14 protein-coding genes are annotated in these 14,734 nt (G+C 71.8%); 3 read left to right on the forward strand and 11 right to left on the reverse strand.

Annotation, left to right across the window (positions count from 1 at the left end; translation table 11 throughout):
* Positions 1 to 12: 12 nt before the first annotated feature.
* From CRM89_RS08155 to CRM89_RS08205, 11 genes are all read right to left on the reverse strand, one after another.
* Positions 13 to 615, reverse strand: a complete 603-nt coding sequence (locus tag CRM89_RS08155) for an SGNH/GDSL hydrolase family protein (RefSeq protein WP_098083648.1) — start codon at positions 613 to 615, stop codon at positions 13 to 15.
* Positions 612 to 1,862, reverse strand: coding sequence for an NAD(P)/FAD-dependent oxidoreductase (locus CRM89_RS08160; RefSeq protein WP_098083649.1), 1,251 nt, complete (start codon positions 1,860 to 1,862; stop codon positions 612 to 614). The genes CRM89_RS08155 and CRM89_RS08160 overlap by 4 nt, the downstream gene beginning before the upstream one ends.
* Positions 1,863 to 1,918: 56 nt before the next feature.
* Positions 1,919 to 3,595 carry a long-chain fatty acid--CoA ligase gene (locus CRM89_RS08165; protein WP_098083650.1) on the reverse strand — a complete coding sequence of 559 codons (1,677 nt, stop codon included), beginning with the start codon at positions 3,593 to 3,595 and terminating at the stop codon, positions 1,919 to 1,921.
* A gap of 73 nt (positions 3,596 to 3,668) precedes the next feature.
* A complete protein-coding gene (locus CRM89_RS08170) occupies positions 3,669 to 4,613 on the reverse strand; it encodes a LysR family transcriptional regulator (protein ID WP_098083651.1) in 945 nt (314 codons plus the stop codon).
* A 174-nt stretch (positions 4,614 to 4,787) separates the two neighbouring features.
* Positions 4,788 to 6,503, reverse strand: a complete 1,716-nt coding sequence (locus CRM89_RS08175; protein WP_098083652.1) for a fatty acyl-AMP ligase — start codon at positions 6,501 to 6,503, stop codon at positions 4,788 to 4,790.
* Between the two features lie 34 nt (positions 6,504 to 6,537).
* Entirely contained in the window at positions 6,538 to 7,767 is a 1,230-nt protein-coding gene (locus CRM89_RS08180; protein ID WP_098083653.1) for a cytochrome P450, read from the reverse strand.
* The gene (locus CRM89_RS08185; protein ID WP_098083654.1) at positions 7,767 to 8,666 is read right to left on the reverse strand and encodes a class I SAM-dependent methyltransferase; all 900 of its coding nucleotides are present in this window, start codon (positions 8,664 to 8,666) and stop codon (positions 7,767 to 7,769) included. Before CRM89_RS08185 ends, CRM89_RS08180 begins: the two co-directional genes overlap by 1 nt.
* The gene (locus CRM89_RS08190) at positions 8,663 to 8,914 is read right to left on the reverse strand and encodes an acyl carrier protein (RefSeq protein ID WP_216641964.1); all 252 of its coding nucleotides are present in this window, start codon (positions 8,912 to 8,914) and stop codon (positions 8,663 to 8,665) included. Before CRM89_RS08190 ends, CRM89_RS08185 begins: the two co-directional genes overlap by 4 nt.
* 14 nt (positions 8,915 to 8,928) lie before the next feature.
* Positions 8,929 to 9,933, reverse strand: a complete 1,005-nt coding sequence (locus CRM89_RS08195) for an acyl-CoA desaturase (protein ID WP_098083655.1) — start codon at positions 9,931 to 9,933, stop codon at positions 8,929 to 8,931.
* 237 nt (positions 9,934 to 10,170) lie between these two features.
* Entirely contained in the window at positions 10,171 to 10,953 is a 783-nt protein-coding gene (locus CRM89_RS08200) for a phytanoyl-CoA dioxygenase family protein (RefSeq protein ID WP_098083656.1), read from the reverse strand.
* 48 nt (positions 10,954 to 11,001) lie between these two features.
* Complete coding sequence (locus CRM89_RS08205) at positions 11,002 to 12,372, reverse strand: GntR family transcriptional regulator (RefSeq protein WP_098083657.1); 1,371 nt, start codon at positions 12,370 to 12,372, stop codon at positions 11,002 to 11,004.
* Between the two features lie 106 nt (positions 12,373 to 12,478).
* Here CRM89_RS08205 and CRM89_RS08210 point away from each other — a divergent pair, with 106 nt between their 5' ends.
* The 3 genes from CRM89_RS08210 to CRM89_RS08220 all read left to right on the forward strand — a co-directional run bounded on the left by CRM89_RS08210 (position 12,479) and on the right by CRM89_RS08220 (position 14,675).
* The gene (locus tag CRM89_RS08210) at positions 12,479 to 13,342 is read left to right on the forward strand and encodes a hypothetical protein (protein WP_082668585.1); all 864 of its coding nucleotides are present in this window, start codon (positions 12,479 to 12,481) and stop codon (positions 13,340 to 13,342) included.
* Between the two features lie 32 nt (positions 13,343 to 13,374).
* The gene (locus tag CRM89_RS08215) at positions 13,375 to 14,052 is read left to right on the forward strand and encodes an enoyl-CoA hydratase/isomerase family protein (RefSeq protein ID WP_098083658.1); all 678 of its coding nucleotides are present in this window, start codon (positions 13,375 to 13,377) and stop codon (positions 14,050 to 14,052) included.
* Between the two features lie 119 nt (positions 14,053 to 14,171).
* Positions 14,172 to 14,675, forward strand: coding sequence for a hypothetical protein (locus CRM89_RS08220; protein ID WP_011209551.1), 504 nt, complete (start codon positions 14,172 to 14,174; stop codon positions 14,673 to 14,675).
* Positions 14,676 to 14,734: the final 59 nt, after the last annotated feature.

Consider the following 14,734-nt stretch of genomic DNA (forward strand, 5'->3'; position numbering starts at 1 on the left):
CGAGCGGGTCGCTCAGGCGGCGACGATGGTCGCGGTGTGGGCGGCGATGAGGTCGGCGGCGGTCACGGCGAACAGGTGGTGGCCCAGCGGGGCGGGGTGCAGGCCGTCGGCGGTCCACATCTCGGGGCGTTCCCAGGCGGGATCGCTCGCGAGATCGAGCAGCAGCGTCCCGGTGTCCGCGGTGACGGCGCCGAGCACGGTGTTGGCGAAGGCGAACCGTTCGCGCAGCAGCGTGCACATGCCCGGCGGCACCGGCAGCCGCGCCGGGATGTCGGGGTATCCGGCGGTGAACACCGTCGCGCCGGTGGCTCGCAGGCTGGTGAACAAGGTGCGCAAGTTGCGTTCGAACCGGGCCTCGTGGAAGTCGCTGACCAGGTCGTTGACACCGACGACCACGCCGTACAGCGCGGCCCGCGCCGAGAACGCCTGCGGCAGTTGGTCGTCGAGCACCGTCGTGGTGGTTGCGCCGTGCTGTCCCAGGTTGCGCACCGCGGCGGGCCGCAGCCCCAGCTGCCCGCCCAGGCGCGGCACCCAGCCGCGGTAACCGCCGCCGGGCGCGGTGTCGCCGCGCCCTTCGACGAAGCTGTCGCCGAGCGCGATCAGCGCGGTGCTCACGCGACCACCCCATCCTTGCTGACGTGGCGGGCGGCCTCGGGGAAGTTCACCTTCTCGTACAGCGCGGCCAGTTCCTGCTCGCCGAAGTACTTGTCCGGCGGGTAGATACCGGCGATGAGGCCGAAGAACTTCTTCGTGTAGTCGGCGTCCATGCTGGTGGCCCGGAACACCGAGTCGTAGTACGGGGTCAGGGTGAGCTCGGAGATGCTCAGTGTCAGCTCGAAGGTGCTGGCGCTCTGGGCATCGCGCTCGCGCTCGTACTCGGCCAGCGCCTCGGCCAGCGGGCGGTCGCCGGACAGGCCCTCGTCGGCCCGGTCGGCCAGCAGCTGCGCGTACTTGAACGCGTCGGTGATGCCCCACCCGGTGAACGGGTCCTTGTGGTAGCCCGCGTCCCCGACCAGCGCCCAGCCGGGTCCGAAGGAGCGGCGGCGGTAGTTGTCCGGATACAGCATCGGCCGGAAGGGCTCGACGCGGGTGCCCTTGTCCCGCAGCAGCGCACCGAGTTCGGGATCGATCTGGTCGACGATCTCCTGCACCCCGGCGTCGGGGTCGGCGCGGAATTCGCGGAAGCGGTCGCGCTTGCGCATCACCGCCACCAGTAGCCGGCCGTCGTTGGTGGGCCAGCCGGCGAACTGCTGCTCACCGAATCCGGTGCGGTGCTGCATCCCCCAGTCGAAGCCCTCGTAGTAGGAGTAGTAGATGAAGCAGGATGCGGGCGAGCCTTCGTAGACCTGCGCGTCGACCGCCTTGGCGACCACCGAGTTGGCACCGTCGGCGCCCACCACCAGGCGGGCGCGGAACTCCCGGACCGCGCCACCGGCGACCTGGCCGCGGATGCCGACCACCCGATCGTCCTCGAAGACCAGTTCGGTGACCGAGAAGCCCTGGATCACCTCGGCGCCCGCCGTGCCGGCGGCCTCCACCAGCACCTCGTCGAGCACGGTGCGCCGCGGGCAGTACACGGCGTCGATGCCGTCGGCCGACGGGTCGGCGAAGCCCTTGATATGGATGTCGGTGTAGGAGAAGTTCAAGTGCCGGATCGGCGGGCAGCCGGTCGCCACGACCGCGTCCAGCAGGCCCCAGGACTTCAGGAGACCGAGCCCGGCCTGGTGGATGTAGTGGGTCGAGGGGGTGTCGCTGGGGAAGGTGGCCCGGTCCACGGCCAGGACCCGGTACCCCTTCCTGGCGAGCAGCATGGCCAGCGGCGCGCCGGCCACCCGGGTTCCGACAACGATGACGTCGTACATTGTTCACATCACTTTCGGCGGAGAGGAACGTCGAATTCGACTGCGAGCGGGAACGGTTATCGCGCGACGGTGCGCGGGGCATACAGAGCGGCGATATCGGCGGCGTAGGCTTTTTCGATGGCAGCACGGCGCAATTTCCGCGACGAGGTGATCAGACCGGATTCGACGGTGAAATCGCCGTCGACGATCCGGAACGCGCGCACCGATTCCGCGCGCGAGACCAGGGCATTCGCCGCCTCGATCGCGGTGGCGACCGCGGCCTCGACGTCGAGGCCGGGATCGGCGGCGCGGTGGCGGCGCAGCTGGTCGGCGTCCAGGGTCACCAGCGCGGTCACGAAGTCGCGGCCGTCGCCGACCACCATGCAGTTGCTCACCAGCGGGTGCAACCGGATGCGGTCCTCGAGCGGGGCGGGCGCGACGTTCTTTCCGCCGGAGGTCACCAGGATCTCCTTCTTGCGGCCGGTGATGCGCAGGTAGCCGTCGGCGTCGAGGGCACCGAGATCACCGGTGTGCAGCCAGCCCTCGGCGTCGGCCATCACCACATCCGCGGCGGCACCCCAGTAGCCCGGGGACACGTGCGGGCCGCGGACCAGCACCTCGCCGTCCTCGGCGACGGCGACCTCCGTGCCGGGGATGGGCCTGCCGACGGTGCCCAGCCGGTGAATGTGCGGCGCGTTCACCGTCACGGCGGTGGCCGCCTCGGTCAGTCCGTAACAGTTGAGCACCAGCACACCGAACCCGGCGTAGAAGCCGATCGTCGACTCGTCCAGCGATGCACCGCCGGAGATCACCGCGCGCAGGCGGCCGCCGAGCGCCTCCGACACCGGATGCGTCACCGGCCCGGGCACCGCGCCCGCCCGCAGCAGCTCGAGTCCGCGGGCCACCGCCGCGTCCTCCTCGCCGGGCTCGGCGAGCACGGTGCGGCAGTACTTGCGGATCTTCTCCAGGCCGTAGGGGATCATCGCCAGGAAGGTCGGGCGCAGCGTGGGCAACGCGGGCACCAGGTCGGGGATGGCGGGCAACAGGTGGGTGCGGCTGCCGCCGAACAGGCAGGCGAACAGGATCGTCTGGCCGAACACGTGCGCCAGCGGCAGCGCGAGCACCGTCGTCCCGTCGAACAGCGGGTCGGTGCGGCGGACGGTGTTGGCCGCGGACACGTACATGTTGCGATGGGTGATCACGCATCCCTTCGACACCCCGGTGGTCCCGCTGGTGTAGACGATCATCGCCGGGTCGTCGGCCCGCACCGCCGCGATCATCGGCGCGAGCGCGGGGTCCTCGGCCAGCAGCGACCATTCGGCCAGCAGCGGGAAGGTCCACACCTGCCGGGCCCCCGCCGCGCGCAACCGCTCGGCGTCCGCCTCGGTCTCGGCGGCGAAGTGCGCGCTGCCGCTGTCGGCGACGATGTGGGCGATCTGCGCGGGCGAGGACGTCGGATACACCGGGACCACCACGGCGCCCAGAGCCAGGACCGCGCAGTCCAGCAGGGCCCACTCCAGGCCGGTCCGGCCCAGGACCGCCACCCGGTCGCCGGCCCGCACGCCGTGGGCCAGCAGCGCCGAGGCGAGCGCGCGCACCCGTCGGTCGACCTGCTGACAGTTCAACTGCGTGCCGTCGGCGCCGGCCAGTGACAGCCGGGTCGGGTGCGATTGCGCCGCGCCCGCCACGACCGAATACAAACCCTCGGAATCCGCGATATCGAAACCGTTTTCGGCCACAGAAACTGTGTTCACGGTGTAGATTCTTCGTGGCCCGGTGCGGCTTTTCAGGGCACGGCGGCGTTTTCTACCGCGCGAACGTCATCGTCTATCCAACGGCGCGCGCCTGCATGGCGTCGGCAGACTCTGCGTGTAACGAATCGCTGTATTCCAGGCATTCCAGGAAGATCTCGACCGCGGGCTTGGACTCGTCGGCCCGCCAGACCGCGTACAGATCCAGCGTGGGCACCGGGTCGAAGAGCTTCACCGCCACCGAGCTGTTGCCGGGCGAGCCCATGCCCATCGAGATCGCCCGCGGCAGGGAGGCGAAGCCGACCAGCGGACGCACCGACACCATGTGCGCGGTCGCCCCGGGATCGTCGGCGGTGTGGGTGACCGCCAGGGAGATCTCGTTCTGGGCGGCCGCCCGGAAGATCGCGTCGTACATCGCCGGGCACTGCTCGCGCGCGAACAGCACACAGTTCTGCCCGGCCAGTTCCGCGAAGGGCACCCCGGGCCGTTCGGCCCAGCGGTGCATGCGCCCGACCACCGCCACCAGCGGAACCCGGTGCAGCAGCCGGCGATACCGGAAGGTGGGCGAGCTGGGATGGCCGTAGACCAGCGCGACGTCGAGCGTGCCGTCGGCCAGCGCGGCCAGCTGCGGGCCGGTCCGCTTCTCCCACAACGACACCTCGATGTCGGGGTACCGGTCGGTCATCCGCGCCAGCGCGGCGGGCAAGACGTGTCTGCTGGCGGGCAGGTTGTAGCCGACGTCCAGCGTGCCCGCCCGGCCTGCGGCGGTGGCCTTGGCGGCCTCGGCGGCGCGTTCGAGCTGGGCCACCACCAGCCTGGCCTGCGCCTCGAATTCCCGGCCCGCCGGTGTCAGTTTGACCTCGTGCGAATTGCGGGCGACCAGTTGGACGCCCAAGGACTTCTCCAGCTTCTGCAGCTGAGCGCTGAGGCTCGGCTGGGTCAGATGCAAGCGCTGCGCCGCGCGGCCGAAATGTAGTTCTTCGGCGATCGTGATGAACGAAACCAGATGACGGAACTCCATGACGCCAGCCCCTTCTATGAGCGTAGCTGGAACGGTAGCGCCGAGAGGTAACCGCAGATGAACCCAGCACGGCCGCCGGGTCTTCGGTCGGGTGACGTGCGGGTTAACCGGCGGCGAATATCTGGCCGGAGCGGGAATAACGCGCGGCGATTTCGATGCGGAACACGGCAACGATCAGTTCCGGGGCGGTGCGGCGGTCCGCGCCCACTGCTCGAATCCGGCGCCGAGGTGGATCGCGCGCGCCGCCGCGCGCATGATCTTGCCGCTGCTGGTCTTGGGCAGCGCGCCGGCTACCGTCAGCACGACGAGACTCGCGAGATCGTGCTCGGCCGCCACGGCGGCCCGGATCGTTGCGGCGATCTCCGTGCCCGCAGCCGGTGACCACGGGTAGGCGCGGTCGATCTCCTGCACGATCACCACGCGTCCGCCGTCCGGCGCATCGACGGAGAACGCGGCGCTGCCACCGGCCCGCGCCGCGGGGTGCGCGGCCTGGGCGGTGTGCTCGAGATCGTGCGGGTAGTGATTGCGGCCGCGTACGACGATCAGGTCCTTGCAGCGCCCGGTGACGAAGAGCTCGCCGTCGACGAGCCGGCCGAGGTCGCCGGTGCGCAGGAACGTCCGGTCCGCTGCGCCGACGACGCGTGCGCCGAACACCGCGGCAGTCGCCTCCGGGTTGCCCCAGTAACCCGCCGCCACCTGCGCACCTGCCACCCAGATCTCGCCGATCCGCGCCGACGGGCACTCGCGGCCGGTCGCCGGGTCGACGATGATCACCTCGGTGCCCACCGCGGGACGGCCGGACCCGGTGAGCGTGCGAGCCGGCCCACCCGGCTGCGCGGCGATCATCCGGCCTCGGCCGACTTCGGCCGCGTCGGCCTCGAACCAGCGTGGGCCCCTGCCCTTGCCGCTGCCGCTCACGAACAGCGTCGCCTCGGCCAGCCCGTAGCACGGGTACATGGCCCGCTCGTCGAAGCCGTAGGGCGCGAACGTCTCGGTGAACCGTCGCAGCGTGTCGGCGCGGATCGGCTCGGCACCGTTGAAGGCCACCGCCCAGCTGCGCAGGTCCAGCTCGGGCACTCCGAAACGGGTCGCGTGCGCGACGCAGGCGTCGAAGGCGAAGTTGGGGCCACCGCTGGTGTGTGCGCGGTAGCGCGAGATCGCCGACAGCCACAACAGCGGGCGGCGGATGAAGCTCACCGGCGCCATCAGCACCGCGGTCGCGCCGACGTAGAGCGGTTGCAGGATGTTCCCGATGAGTCCCTGGTCGTGGTAGTGCGGCGCCCACGCGACGAAGGTGGAGTCGGCGTCGTGACCGAACGCGCGCCGGATCATCTCCTGGTTCGCGATCAGGTTCCGGTGCGTGACCATCACCCCCTTGGGGGCGGCGGTGGATCCGGAGGTGTACTGCAGGAAGGCGATCGACTCGGGCTCGACCGCAAGCGGTTCGAGACCGCCCGTGCGTGGATCGATCTCGTCGACGGCGAGCAATTCCAGCGGTACCGCCGACGGCAGGTCCGCGGCCACGGCGAACTCGGCGACCGTCAGCACCACGGTGGGGGCACAGTCGGCGACGATCCCGCGGGTGGCGTGGTGCGGCCTGCCGGGCCGCGGTGGGATCACCGGTACCCCGATCACCCCGGTGTAGAGGCAGGCGAAGAACGCCACGACGAAGTCCAGGCCGGGCGGGAAGACCAGCAGGGCTCGGTCGCCGGGTGCGGCGACGCGTGCCAGCCGCCCGGCGACCAGGCGGGTGCGGCGCTCGAGTTCGGCGTAGGTGAGCACCGCGGTTTCGGCACCGTGATCGTCGAGGAAAACGTACGCCGTGCCGGCGGGGTCGGCGGTGGCGCGGTGGCGCAGGATCTGCGGCAGCGTCGGGGCACACGTGGTCATCGCGGTCCTCTCCTCACCTGAAAATCCCTGGTGGTCATCGGCTTTCGACGGTGACCGGGAACGTCCGCAGGCCGCGGACGAGGAAACTGTGGTCCTGCCACCGCAGCCGATCGGTGTCGGCGGCGAGCCGCTCGGGGCGACCGAGCAGGCAGCCGAGGGCGATCTCGGCCTGCAACTGCGCCAGCGGCGCGCCGAGGCAGCCGTGCAGTCCGTGGCCGAAGGCGACGTGAGCGGCGGTGTCGCGGGTGATGTCGAAGGTGTCCGGATCGGGAAAGGCCGCCGGGTCCCGGTTGGCCGCGCCCAGGCACAGCAGTACCTGCTCACCCGAATGGATCACCTGATCGGCCACCGGGATGTCGCGGGTGGCGCGTCGTTTGGTGTGCTGCAACGGGCTGTCGTAGCGCAGTGTCTCGGCGACCGCGGGCCCGAGCAGCTCCGGCTGGGCGCGCAGCCGCTCGTACTGCTCCGGATACCGCAGCAGGGCCAGCACGGCATTGCCGATCAACGATTTCGTCGTCTCCACCCCGGCGACGAAACACATGATGCCGACGCAGGCGAGTTCGTCGTCGCGGAGTCGGTCGCCGCCGACGCGTGCGGCGAGCAATCGGCTGATCAGGTCGTCCCCCGGCCGGGCGCGCCGCTGGCCGATCACCTCGTGCATCGCGGCGGTGAATTCGTCAACCACCGCGTGCACCCGCTCGAAATCGGTGGCCGTCATCAGGCCCGGTTCGAGCAGGAAGCGGATGTCGTGTGTCCAGCCCGCGACGTGGTGGCGCATCCCGGTGGGCAATCCGAGCCAGTCGCAGAGCACCAGCACCGGCAGCGGCCCGGCGAAATCGGTGATCAGGTCCATGCCGCCGCGCCGCCACGCCTGCTTGGTGAGGTGTTCGGCGACGACCGCGACGCGTGGCCGCAGCCGGGCGACCGCCGCGGCGGTGAACACCGAGTTCACCAGGGCGCGCAGCCGCGCGTGCGCGGGATCGCCGGTGAACACCAGCGAGGTCCGGCCGAGCCGGTCGATGGGCTCGACGTCGGGGACGCTCAGCCGCGCGGCCTGTCGCCGCAGCATCTCCGGGATCACGTCGACGGCGAAGTCGCGGTCGCGCAGCACCGCTCGGACCTCGGCGTGCCGGGTGAGCACCCACATGCCCATCGTTCGGTGCACCGGTGCGGCCGCGCGCAGGCTGCGGTACATCGGATAGGGGTCCGCGCGGAAGTCGTCGGTGAAAGGGTTGAACCGCGCCACCGCGGCCTCGGCGCCCATCAGCGGTCCCGCCGCCCGACGAAGTAGCCGTGTCGATGCGGATCGAGCACGATCCGCAGCAGCCCGATCTTGCCCATCCGGAATCCCAGCGCCGACAGCTTCAGATAGCGCTCATACCGCTCGGTGACCTCCGGGCCGACCAGGGCCAGTGCCTCCGCGCGGCGCGCGCGCAGCCGGCGCGCCCACTGTTCGCAGGTCCAGGCGTAGTCGAGCCGGTCGTTGCGCAGTGTGCGCACCTCGAACAGGCCCTCGGCGGCGGCGGTGATCTCGGCCAGGGTGGGCAGATCGGCGTCCGGGAACACCTCGCGCTGGATGAAGCTGTTGGCCTGCCCGGCCGACATGTTGCCGTAGGCGATGGTCTGCACGGACAGCGCGCCGCCGTCGTGCAGCCAGTCCCGGCAGCGGGAGAAGAACTCGCGGTAGCGCGCGATCTTGTCGACTGTGCTGTCCGCCGGGGTGGCGAAATGCTCGAAGGCGCCGATGGAGACGATGCCGTCGAAGCGGCGGTCGGCCTCGTAGTGGCGCCAGTCCCGCACCTCGACCGACACCCCGGGCAGCTCGAGTGCGCGGACATGGGCGGCCTGTTCCTCGCTGAGCGTCAGCCCGACCGCGCGTGGCACGCCGAGCGCGGACACCCGGCTCAGCAACGAGCCCCAGCCGCAGCCGATGTCGAGCACCGCTCGCGCGCGGTCGGCGTGGACGGCGTCGAGGTGGTGACGCAGTTTGCGCTCCTGCGCCGCCGCGAGGGTGTCCGTCGGCTGCTGCGGCATGGCGCAGGAATAGGTGAGCGAGGGGTCGAGCCAGAGTCGATAGAAGTCGTTGCCGATGTCGTAGTGGTGGCGGATGGCGGCGGCGGCCGCGTCCGTGCGCGACTCGCCCGAGGATGCGGCGGCGCTCACGCGACCTGCTCGGACCGGCCCGCCACATAGCCGACGACGGCGTTCAGCGTCGGCTCGGCGAACAGTTCCTCCGGCGGGATGTCCACGCCGTAGCGCTGCTCGATCTCCATCAGCAGCGCGACGGCGACCACGGAGTCGACGCCGAGCCGGTCGAAATCGGCGCCCGGGTCGATGGTCGCCGGGTCCACGTCCAGTGCTTCGGCGAGGTAGGCCTGGCACCACTGCTGGATCTCGGTTCTGGTGTCCACGATGGGTCTCCTTTTCAGAGCGCGGCCGCGTCGGCGGCGGCGGGGCTGATGCGTTTGGCGGCGATACGTTCTCGCGAGGGCAGCCGCACGTCCCAGGCCAGTCCGACCAGGGCGAGCAGCCGGATCAACCAGTAGCCGGGATCGAGCCGGTACCAGTCCAGGCCGAAGGACGGCGACTCCGGAAAAGCGTGGTGGTTGTTGTGCCAGGACTCCCCAAAGGAGACGAGCGCGAAGATGCCGCCGTTGCGACTGTTCCCGCGGGCCCGGTAAGGGCGGGTGCCGTACATGTGCAGGAAGGAGTTGATCGCCCACACGATGTGTTCGAGCACGAACATCCGCACCATCCCGCCCCACAGCAGCCCGCTCACCGCGCCCTGCCAGCTCTGATACACCAGTGCGCCGATCGCCGCGGGAATCACCATGCCCAGCGCCACCCACCAGTGGTAGCGGCGCGAGATCCGCACGAGCATGCGGTCTTTGAGCAGATCCGGCGCGTAGTGGACGATGTTGGGGTATTCGTGGCGGCGCATCCACAGGAAGTGCGAGTGGGCCAGCCCGCGCAGCCTGCCGCGCCAGCCACTGCCGGACAGGTTCGGTGAATGCGGGTCGCCCTCGCGGTCGCTGCACTCGTGGTGGCGGCGGTGGATGGCGACCCACGACAGCACCCCGCCCTGGCCCGCCATCGACCCGAGCACCGCGAGCACGGCCACCACCGAGGGGGCGGCCCGGAAGGTGCGGTGGGTGAACAGGCGGTGGTAGCCGACCGTGATCGCCAGCCCCGTCGCCATCCACCCGCCGACCAGCAACGCGAGCTCGGTGACCCCGACCGGGTGCACGAACGCGAAGGCGACAGCGGCGAGGGTGCCGACGATCGGCAGCACGTCGAACAGCAGGAAATGGCGGCGTTGCAGGCGATGCAGGTAGGGACTGTCGACCGTGAGCTTGCGCGGCGGCGTGCGCCGCGGCGGCTGCGGCGCCGTCGATTCCGGCGCGGCGGGGTCGATGTCGATGTCGGACATGGCGGCTCCCTTCACGAGACGCGGCCTGCCCCGCTCAGACCGGGGGTGCAGGCGATGCGACCATTCGAGCAGGGACACGTGAACACCACCGGTCCCTCGAGCGTCTCATCTCCGATTCCTATCGACCGATCCGACAACCCTTTCCACCTCGCGCGGATGTGGAAGAGTGCGCCGTGCTGCTGCCGGTCGTGTGGGAGGCGGCCGCGTGTGCCTGCGTGCAGGAAGGCCGGGCGCCGCTCAGTCGCGCAACGCGCGCCGGATCGCCTGCTCGACCGGTGCGAGGTCCGTCTCGGGGCCGTCGATGCGGAACCGGGCCCGCGGGGCGAGTTTGGGCTGGCCGAGGATGCGGGGGCGGGTGCCCCGGTTGGGCTGTCCGGCGTGGACGAGGAAGGGGTGGCACAGGTAGACGTCGCCCGCGGCTCCGGTGGCGTGGGCGATCTCGCGATCGGTGGTGGCCGCGGCGGCGCGGGCGGCGAGGTCGCGGGCATCGAGGCCGGTGTCGCCTTCGGGATGCAGGATGCGCGCGACGTCGCGGTGGGAGCCGACCCGCAGCCGGGTGGGTGCGTCGGCCTCGCCCACGTCGGTGAACAGGAACAGCATGAGCAGGGCCCGGTCCCGGGAGACGACGTTCGCGCGCCAGGTCAGGTAGTCGCCGGGATCGGAGTCCGTACCGGGGAAGCTGACGTCGACGTGCCAGCCGTCGACGACCGACGGGTCCGGGGCCGGGAAGCGGATCACGAAGCCGCCGAGCGTGGTTCGCCGCTGCCAGCGGCCCGCGCCGACGAGGGTGTCGAACGCGGTGTGCAGTGCGGGGGTGTTCGCGGCGGTCAGGAAGGGCGGCCGGTCGAGGTCGCCGAGGGTGGCGACGGGGCCGGGCCAGGTGGCGGGATCGTCGGGGTCGGCGCCCAGTTCGCGCCAGACGAGCGCACGGCAGGCCGCGGCGGTGTCGGGCGCGAACGCGCCCGGGATCCGGACGAAACCGCGATCGAGGAAGTCAGCGACATCTGCGTCGTCGAGCATGCCGCCATGGTGGTGCGCCTGCGGCGGGTGCGGCAATCGAATTTCCGCTCAGACGCTCGCCGCCATCCGCCGGGTGTACTCGGCCCACGCGGCGGCGAGGCGGTCGACGGCCAGGTCGAGGGTTTCCGGTGGGTGCGTGGCCGAGAGCCAGAGTTGATCGCGCACGCTCGCGTCGGCGGTGCCCTCGTGTCCGGGGCGGACACGGACGCCGAAACGGGCGGCCACGTGGACGAACGTGGCGGCGTCGAGAACGGGCAGGGCGGCACGTACCCCGTCGAGAGTCGTGGCCGGAACCCAACTGGGCAGGACGGCCGTGAGGCGCCGGTGCAGATGCGCAGCCCGGTCGGCCAGTACCTCGCGCCGTGCCCGCAGCCAGTCGGCGTCGATGGCGTCGAGCAGGCGGGCGGCGTGCAGTTGCGCACAGATGGCCGGACGCGGCAGCGGCGACGCCGGTGCCGCGCCGGTGGTCCGGAGCCAGCCGATGCCCGCGCCCGCCCAGAACAGCCTGCCGAGGTCGCCGAGTGCGATCACCCGCTCGGACAGGGCGGCCAGTGGCGGCCGGTCCGGGTCGGCGGCGACCTCGACGGGCAGCGCGGACACGTCTTCGACCGTCACCGCGGCACCGTCGGTGAGTGCGGCGGCCAGCCGGGGCAGGCGCGACACCGCGGTCGGCAGTCCGCACGGGCCGGACTCGGTCGGATCGAGCACCACGACGGGCGAGCCGGTCCGGCGCAGCACGCGACGCAGCAGGGTCGGGTCGATGCCGGCGGCGTCGACGGTCAGGGGTACTCGTGCGGAGTCCTGTCCCGCGATCACCGCGTGCAGGGCGGGCCAGGCCGGGCCGGCGACGATCGGGCGGCCGCGGTGCGCGCGGAGCAGCGCGTCGAGTGCGGCGCCGGCGTCGGTGGTCACGACGACCTGCTCGGGCAGCGTCGGCAGGTTCATCCGGTGGGTGAGGAAGCGGGACAACGCGTCCCGCAGCTCGGGCAGGCCACCGGTGGGCATGCCCGCGCCGAAATCCGCCGGGTGCACCGACCAGTCGACGGGCGGCAGGTGCGTGGCGTCGGCGGGCACCGGGTGGGACAGTTCGATCGGGTCGTCGACCGCGCTCTCGGCCGTCGCAGGCCCGGCCGGACGCGGCGGGCGGGTGCGCCGGGCCCGCACGAACGTGCCGCTGCCGTGGACCCGCTCGACGACTCCGCGCGCGACGAGTTCCTCGAAGGCGCGCACGACCGTGCCGCGGCTGACGCACAGTCCCGCCGCCAGCGTCCGCTCCGCGGGCAGCCGCCGCCCGGGCCCGACCACCCCGGCCTCGACAGCACGCTCCAGATCGTCGGCGATTCCCCGATATCGGGGCGCGCCGTCGGCGCCGCGCCGGAACACGACGGTCGTCCACCAGAGCAACGGAGGCTGGTCCACTCGTCAAAATTGGCACTGTCCGGGGGGTGCCGGCAAGCGCGATGCTGTCGGTCGAATCGGCCGCGACGGCCGGGCGGAGCAGCCGACGAAGTGGAGAGGACGACGGATGGCGCAACCGGTGGCGACGTTGGCGCGGCGGCTGTGGGAGGCGATCGAACCGCTGCACGCGGTGGCCTATTTCTCGCCGCACCACCGCCGGGTGTCGGTGGAGCTCGGCATGAGCGGCTACTGGATGGGCTACTTCGCCGGACGCGCCGCACCGCTCGGCGCGCTCACCGCCGCGCCGGTGACGGCGATGTTCTTCAGCTTCCCGGAACGGCGCGTCGCGCATGCGCTGCCCGCCGCCTGGGACCACGCGGACCCCGGGACCGTCCTGGCCGCCCGGATCGAGACCGCCCGTACCGCACTGGCCGAGCATCTCGGCGAGGTGCCCACCGCCGACATCGACACACTGGCCCGCCGGTTGGAGGCCGCGGTGGACGGCTGCGACTACGGCGGCCGCCCGCTCGCCGCCGGGTGGGCCCGCGCACCGCGCCCGGACGACCCGCTGGGTCGTCTGTGGCTGGCCGCGACCGTGCTGCGCGAACACCGCGGCGACGGACACGTCCTGGCCTGTGTGCACGCCGGAGTGAGCGGCATCGACGCGGTCGTCGCGCACGCCGCGACCGGCAGCGTCTCCCGCGAACTCATGCAGCGCAATCGCGGGTGGCGTGACGCGGAATGGGATGCCGCGCTGCGCCGATTGCGGGCACGCGGCCTCGTCGACGTCACCGGCAGGCTCACCAAGGCGGGCGGCGCGCTGCGGCGCGGCGTCGAAGACCACACCGACGTCCTGGCCGCCGATCCGGTGACGATCCTGGGGCCCACCGGCATCGAGGACATCCTGGCCCGTGCCGCCCCGTTGAGCCGCAGGCTCTTCGATCGCGGCGCGATACCACTGCCCAACCCGATCGGCGTCCCCCGCCCCTGAGCATCGGCCGACACCGCCCCGAAGGAAGCCCCGTGACCGACACTCCGCTCGACATCGACACCGGCGATCTCGCCGCCCACGGCGTCGCCGTGCTCACGCTCGACCGCCCCGAGAAGAAGAACGCCCTGTCCCACCGGCTGCGCGGCGAACTCGCCGACGCGCTCGACGCCCTCGCCGCGGACCCGCGCTGCCGGGCGGTCGTGCTGACCGGTCGTGGCCCGGTCTTCAGTGCGGGCTTCGACCTGACCGAATTCGGCGTCGTGGACGAGGCGCGGCTGTGGGAGTCCTCGGACCGCATGAACGCCGCGGTGGCGGACCACCCGGTACCGGTGATCGCGGCCTTGAACGGCCCCGCCTACGCGGGCGGCGCCGACCTCGCGGTGCTGGCGGACCTGCGCCTCGGTGACGCGCGAACCACCTTCTCCCACACCGAACGCACCCGCTTCCCCGTCGTCTACCGGCCGCTGGCGGACTGTGTCGGCCCCGCACGCGCGCGGGAGCTCGTGCTCACCGGCCGTGTGGTCGAGGCCGAGGAGGCGCTGCGTCTCGGCCTGCTCACCGAACTCGTCACCGACCGCCCCGTGCTCGACCGGGCCCGCGCGATGGCCCGCGACATCGCCACGGCCCCCCGTGCGGTGCTCGAACGGATGCGCCGCAAGTTCGTCGCCGCCCGCGGCTACGACGCCCGGACGCCCACACTCGACCTGTGAACTCCGCGAAGTTCACCCGGGCGGGGTGAGGCGAACCCCCGTCCGGCTGCCTAGCGTCGCAGTGGTTCTCCCCCGACGAGGGCCCACTCCCGAGCCCTCCGGTATGGAAGGAGCCGACCATGACCACGCACACCCCGGGTCAGCCCGGGCAACCGACCACGGCGACCGGCCAACCCACCACCGCGCCCACCGGACACGCGACCGGCGCGACCACCCCGGTGAGTCACGCCGGGCACACCACCGGCCGTCAGGTGGCGGCGGGCGTCACCTCGATCGCGGCGGCCGCCCTGCTCATCACCTCGGGCATCGTCGGCCTGCTGCAGGGCATCGCCGGTGTCTCCGAGGACGAGCTGTTCGTCGTCGGACCCCAGTACACCTACGAATTCGACCTCACCACCTGGGGCTGGATCCACATCGTTCTCGGTGTGCTGCTGATCGTCACCGGCCTGGCCGTCATCACCGGCGCGACCTGGGCGCGGGTGACCGCCATCGGCCTGGCCTGCCTGTCGATCATCGGCAACTTCCTGTGGCTGCCCTACTACCCGCTGTGGTCGATCATCGTGATCGCCCTGGACGCCGTGGTGATCTGGGCCCTGGCCACCTGGAATCCCGAACGCTTCTGACGGCCGCGGCCCGCCGGTGGCGTGCTCGACCGTCACCGGCATCGGCCGTACTCCTCGCC

It is taken from the genome of Nocardia sp. FDAARGOS_372 (genome assembly GCF_002554515.1).
Taxonomy (GTDB): Bacteria; Actinomycetota; Actinomycetes; order Mycobacteriales; family Mycobacteriaceae; genus Nocardia; species Nocardia farcinica.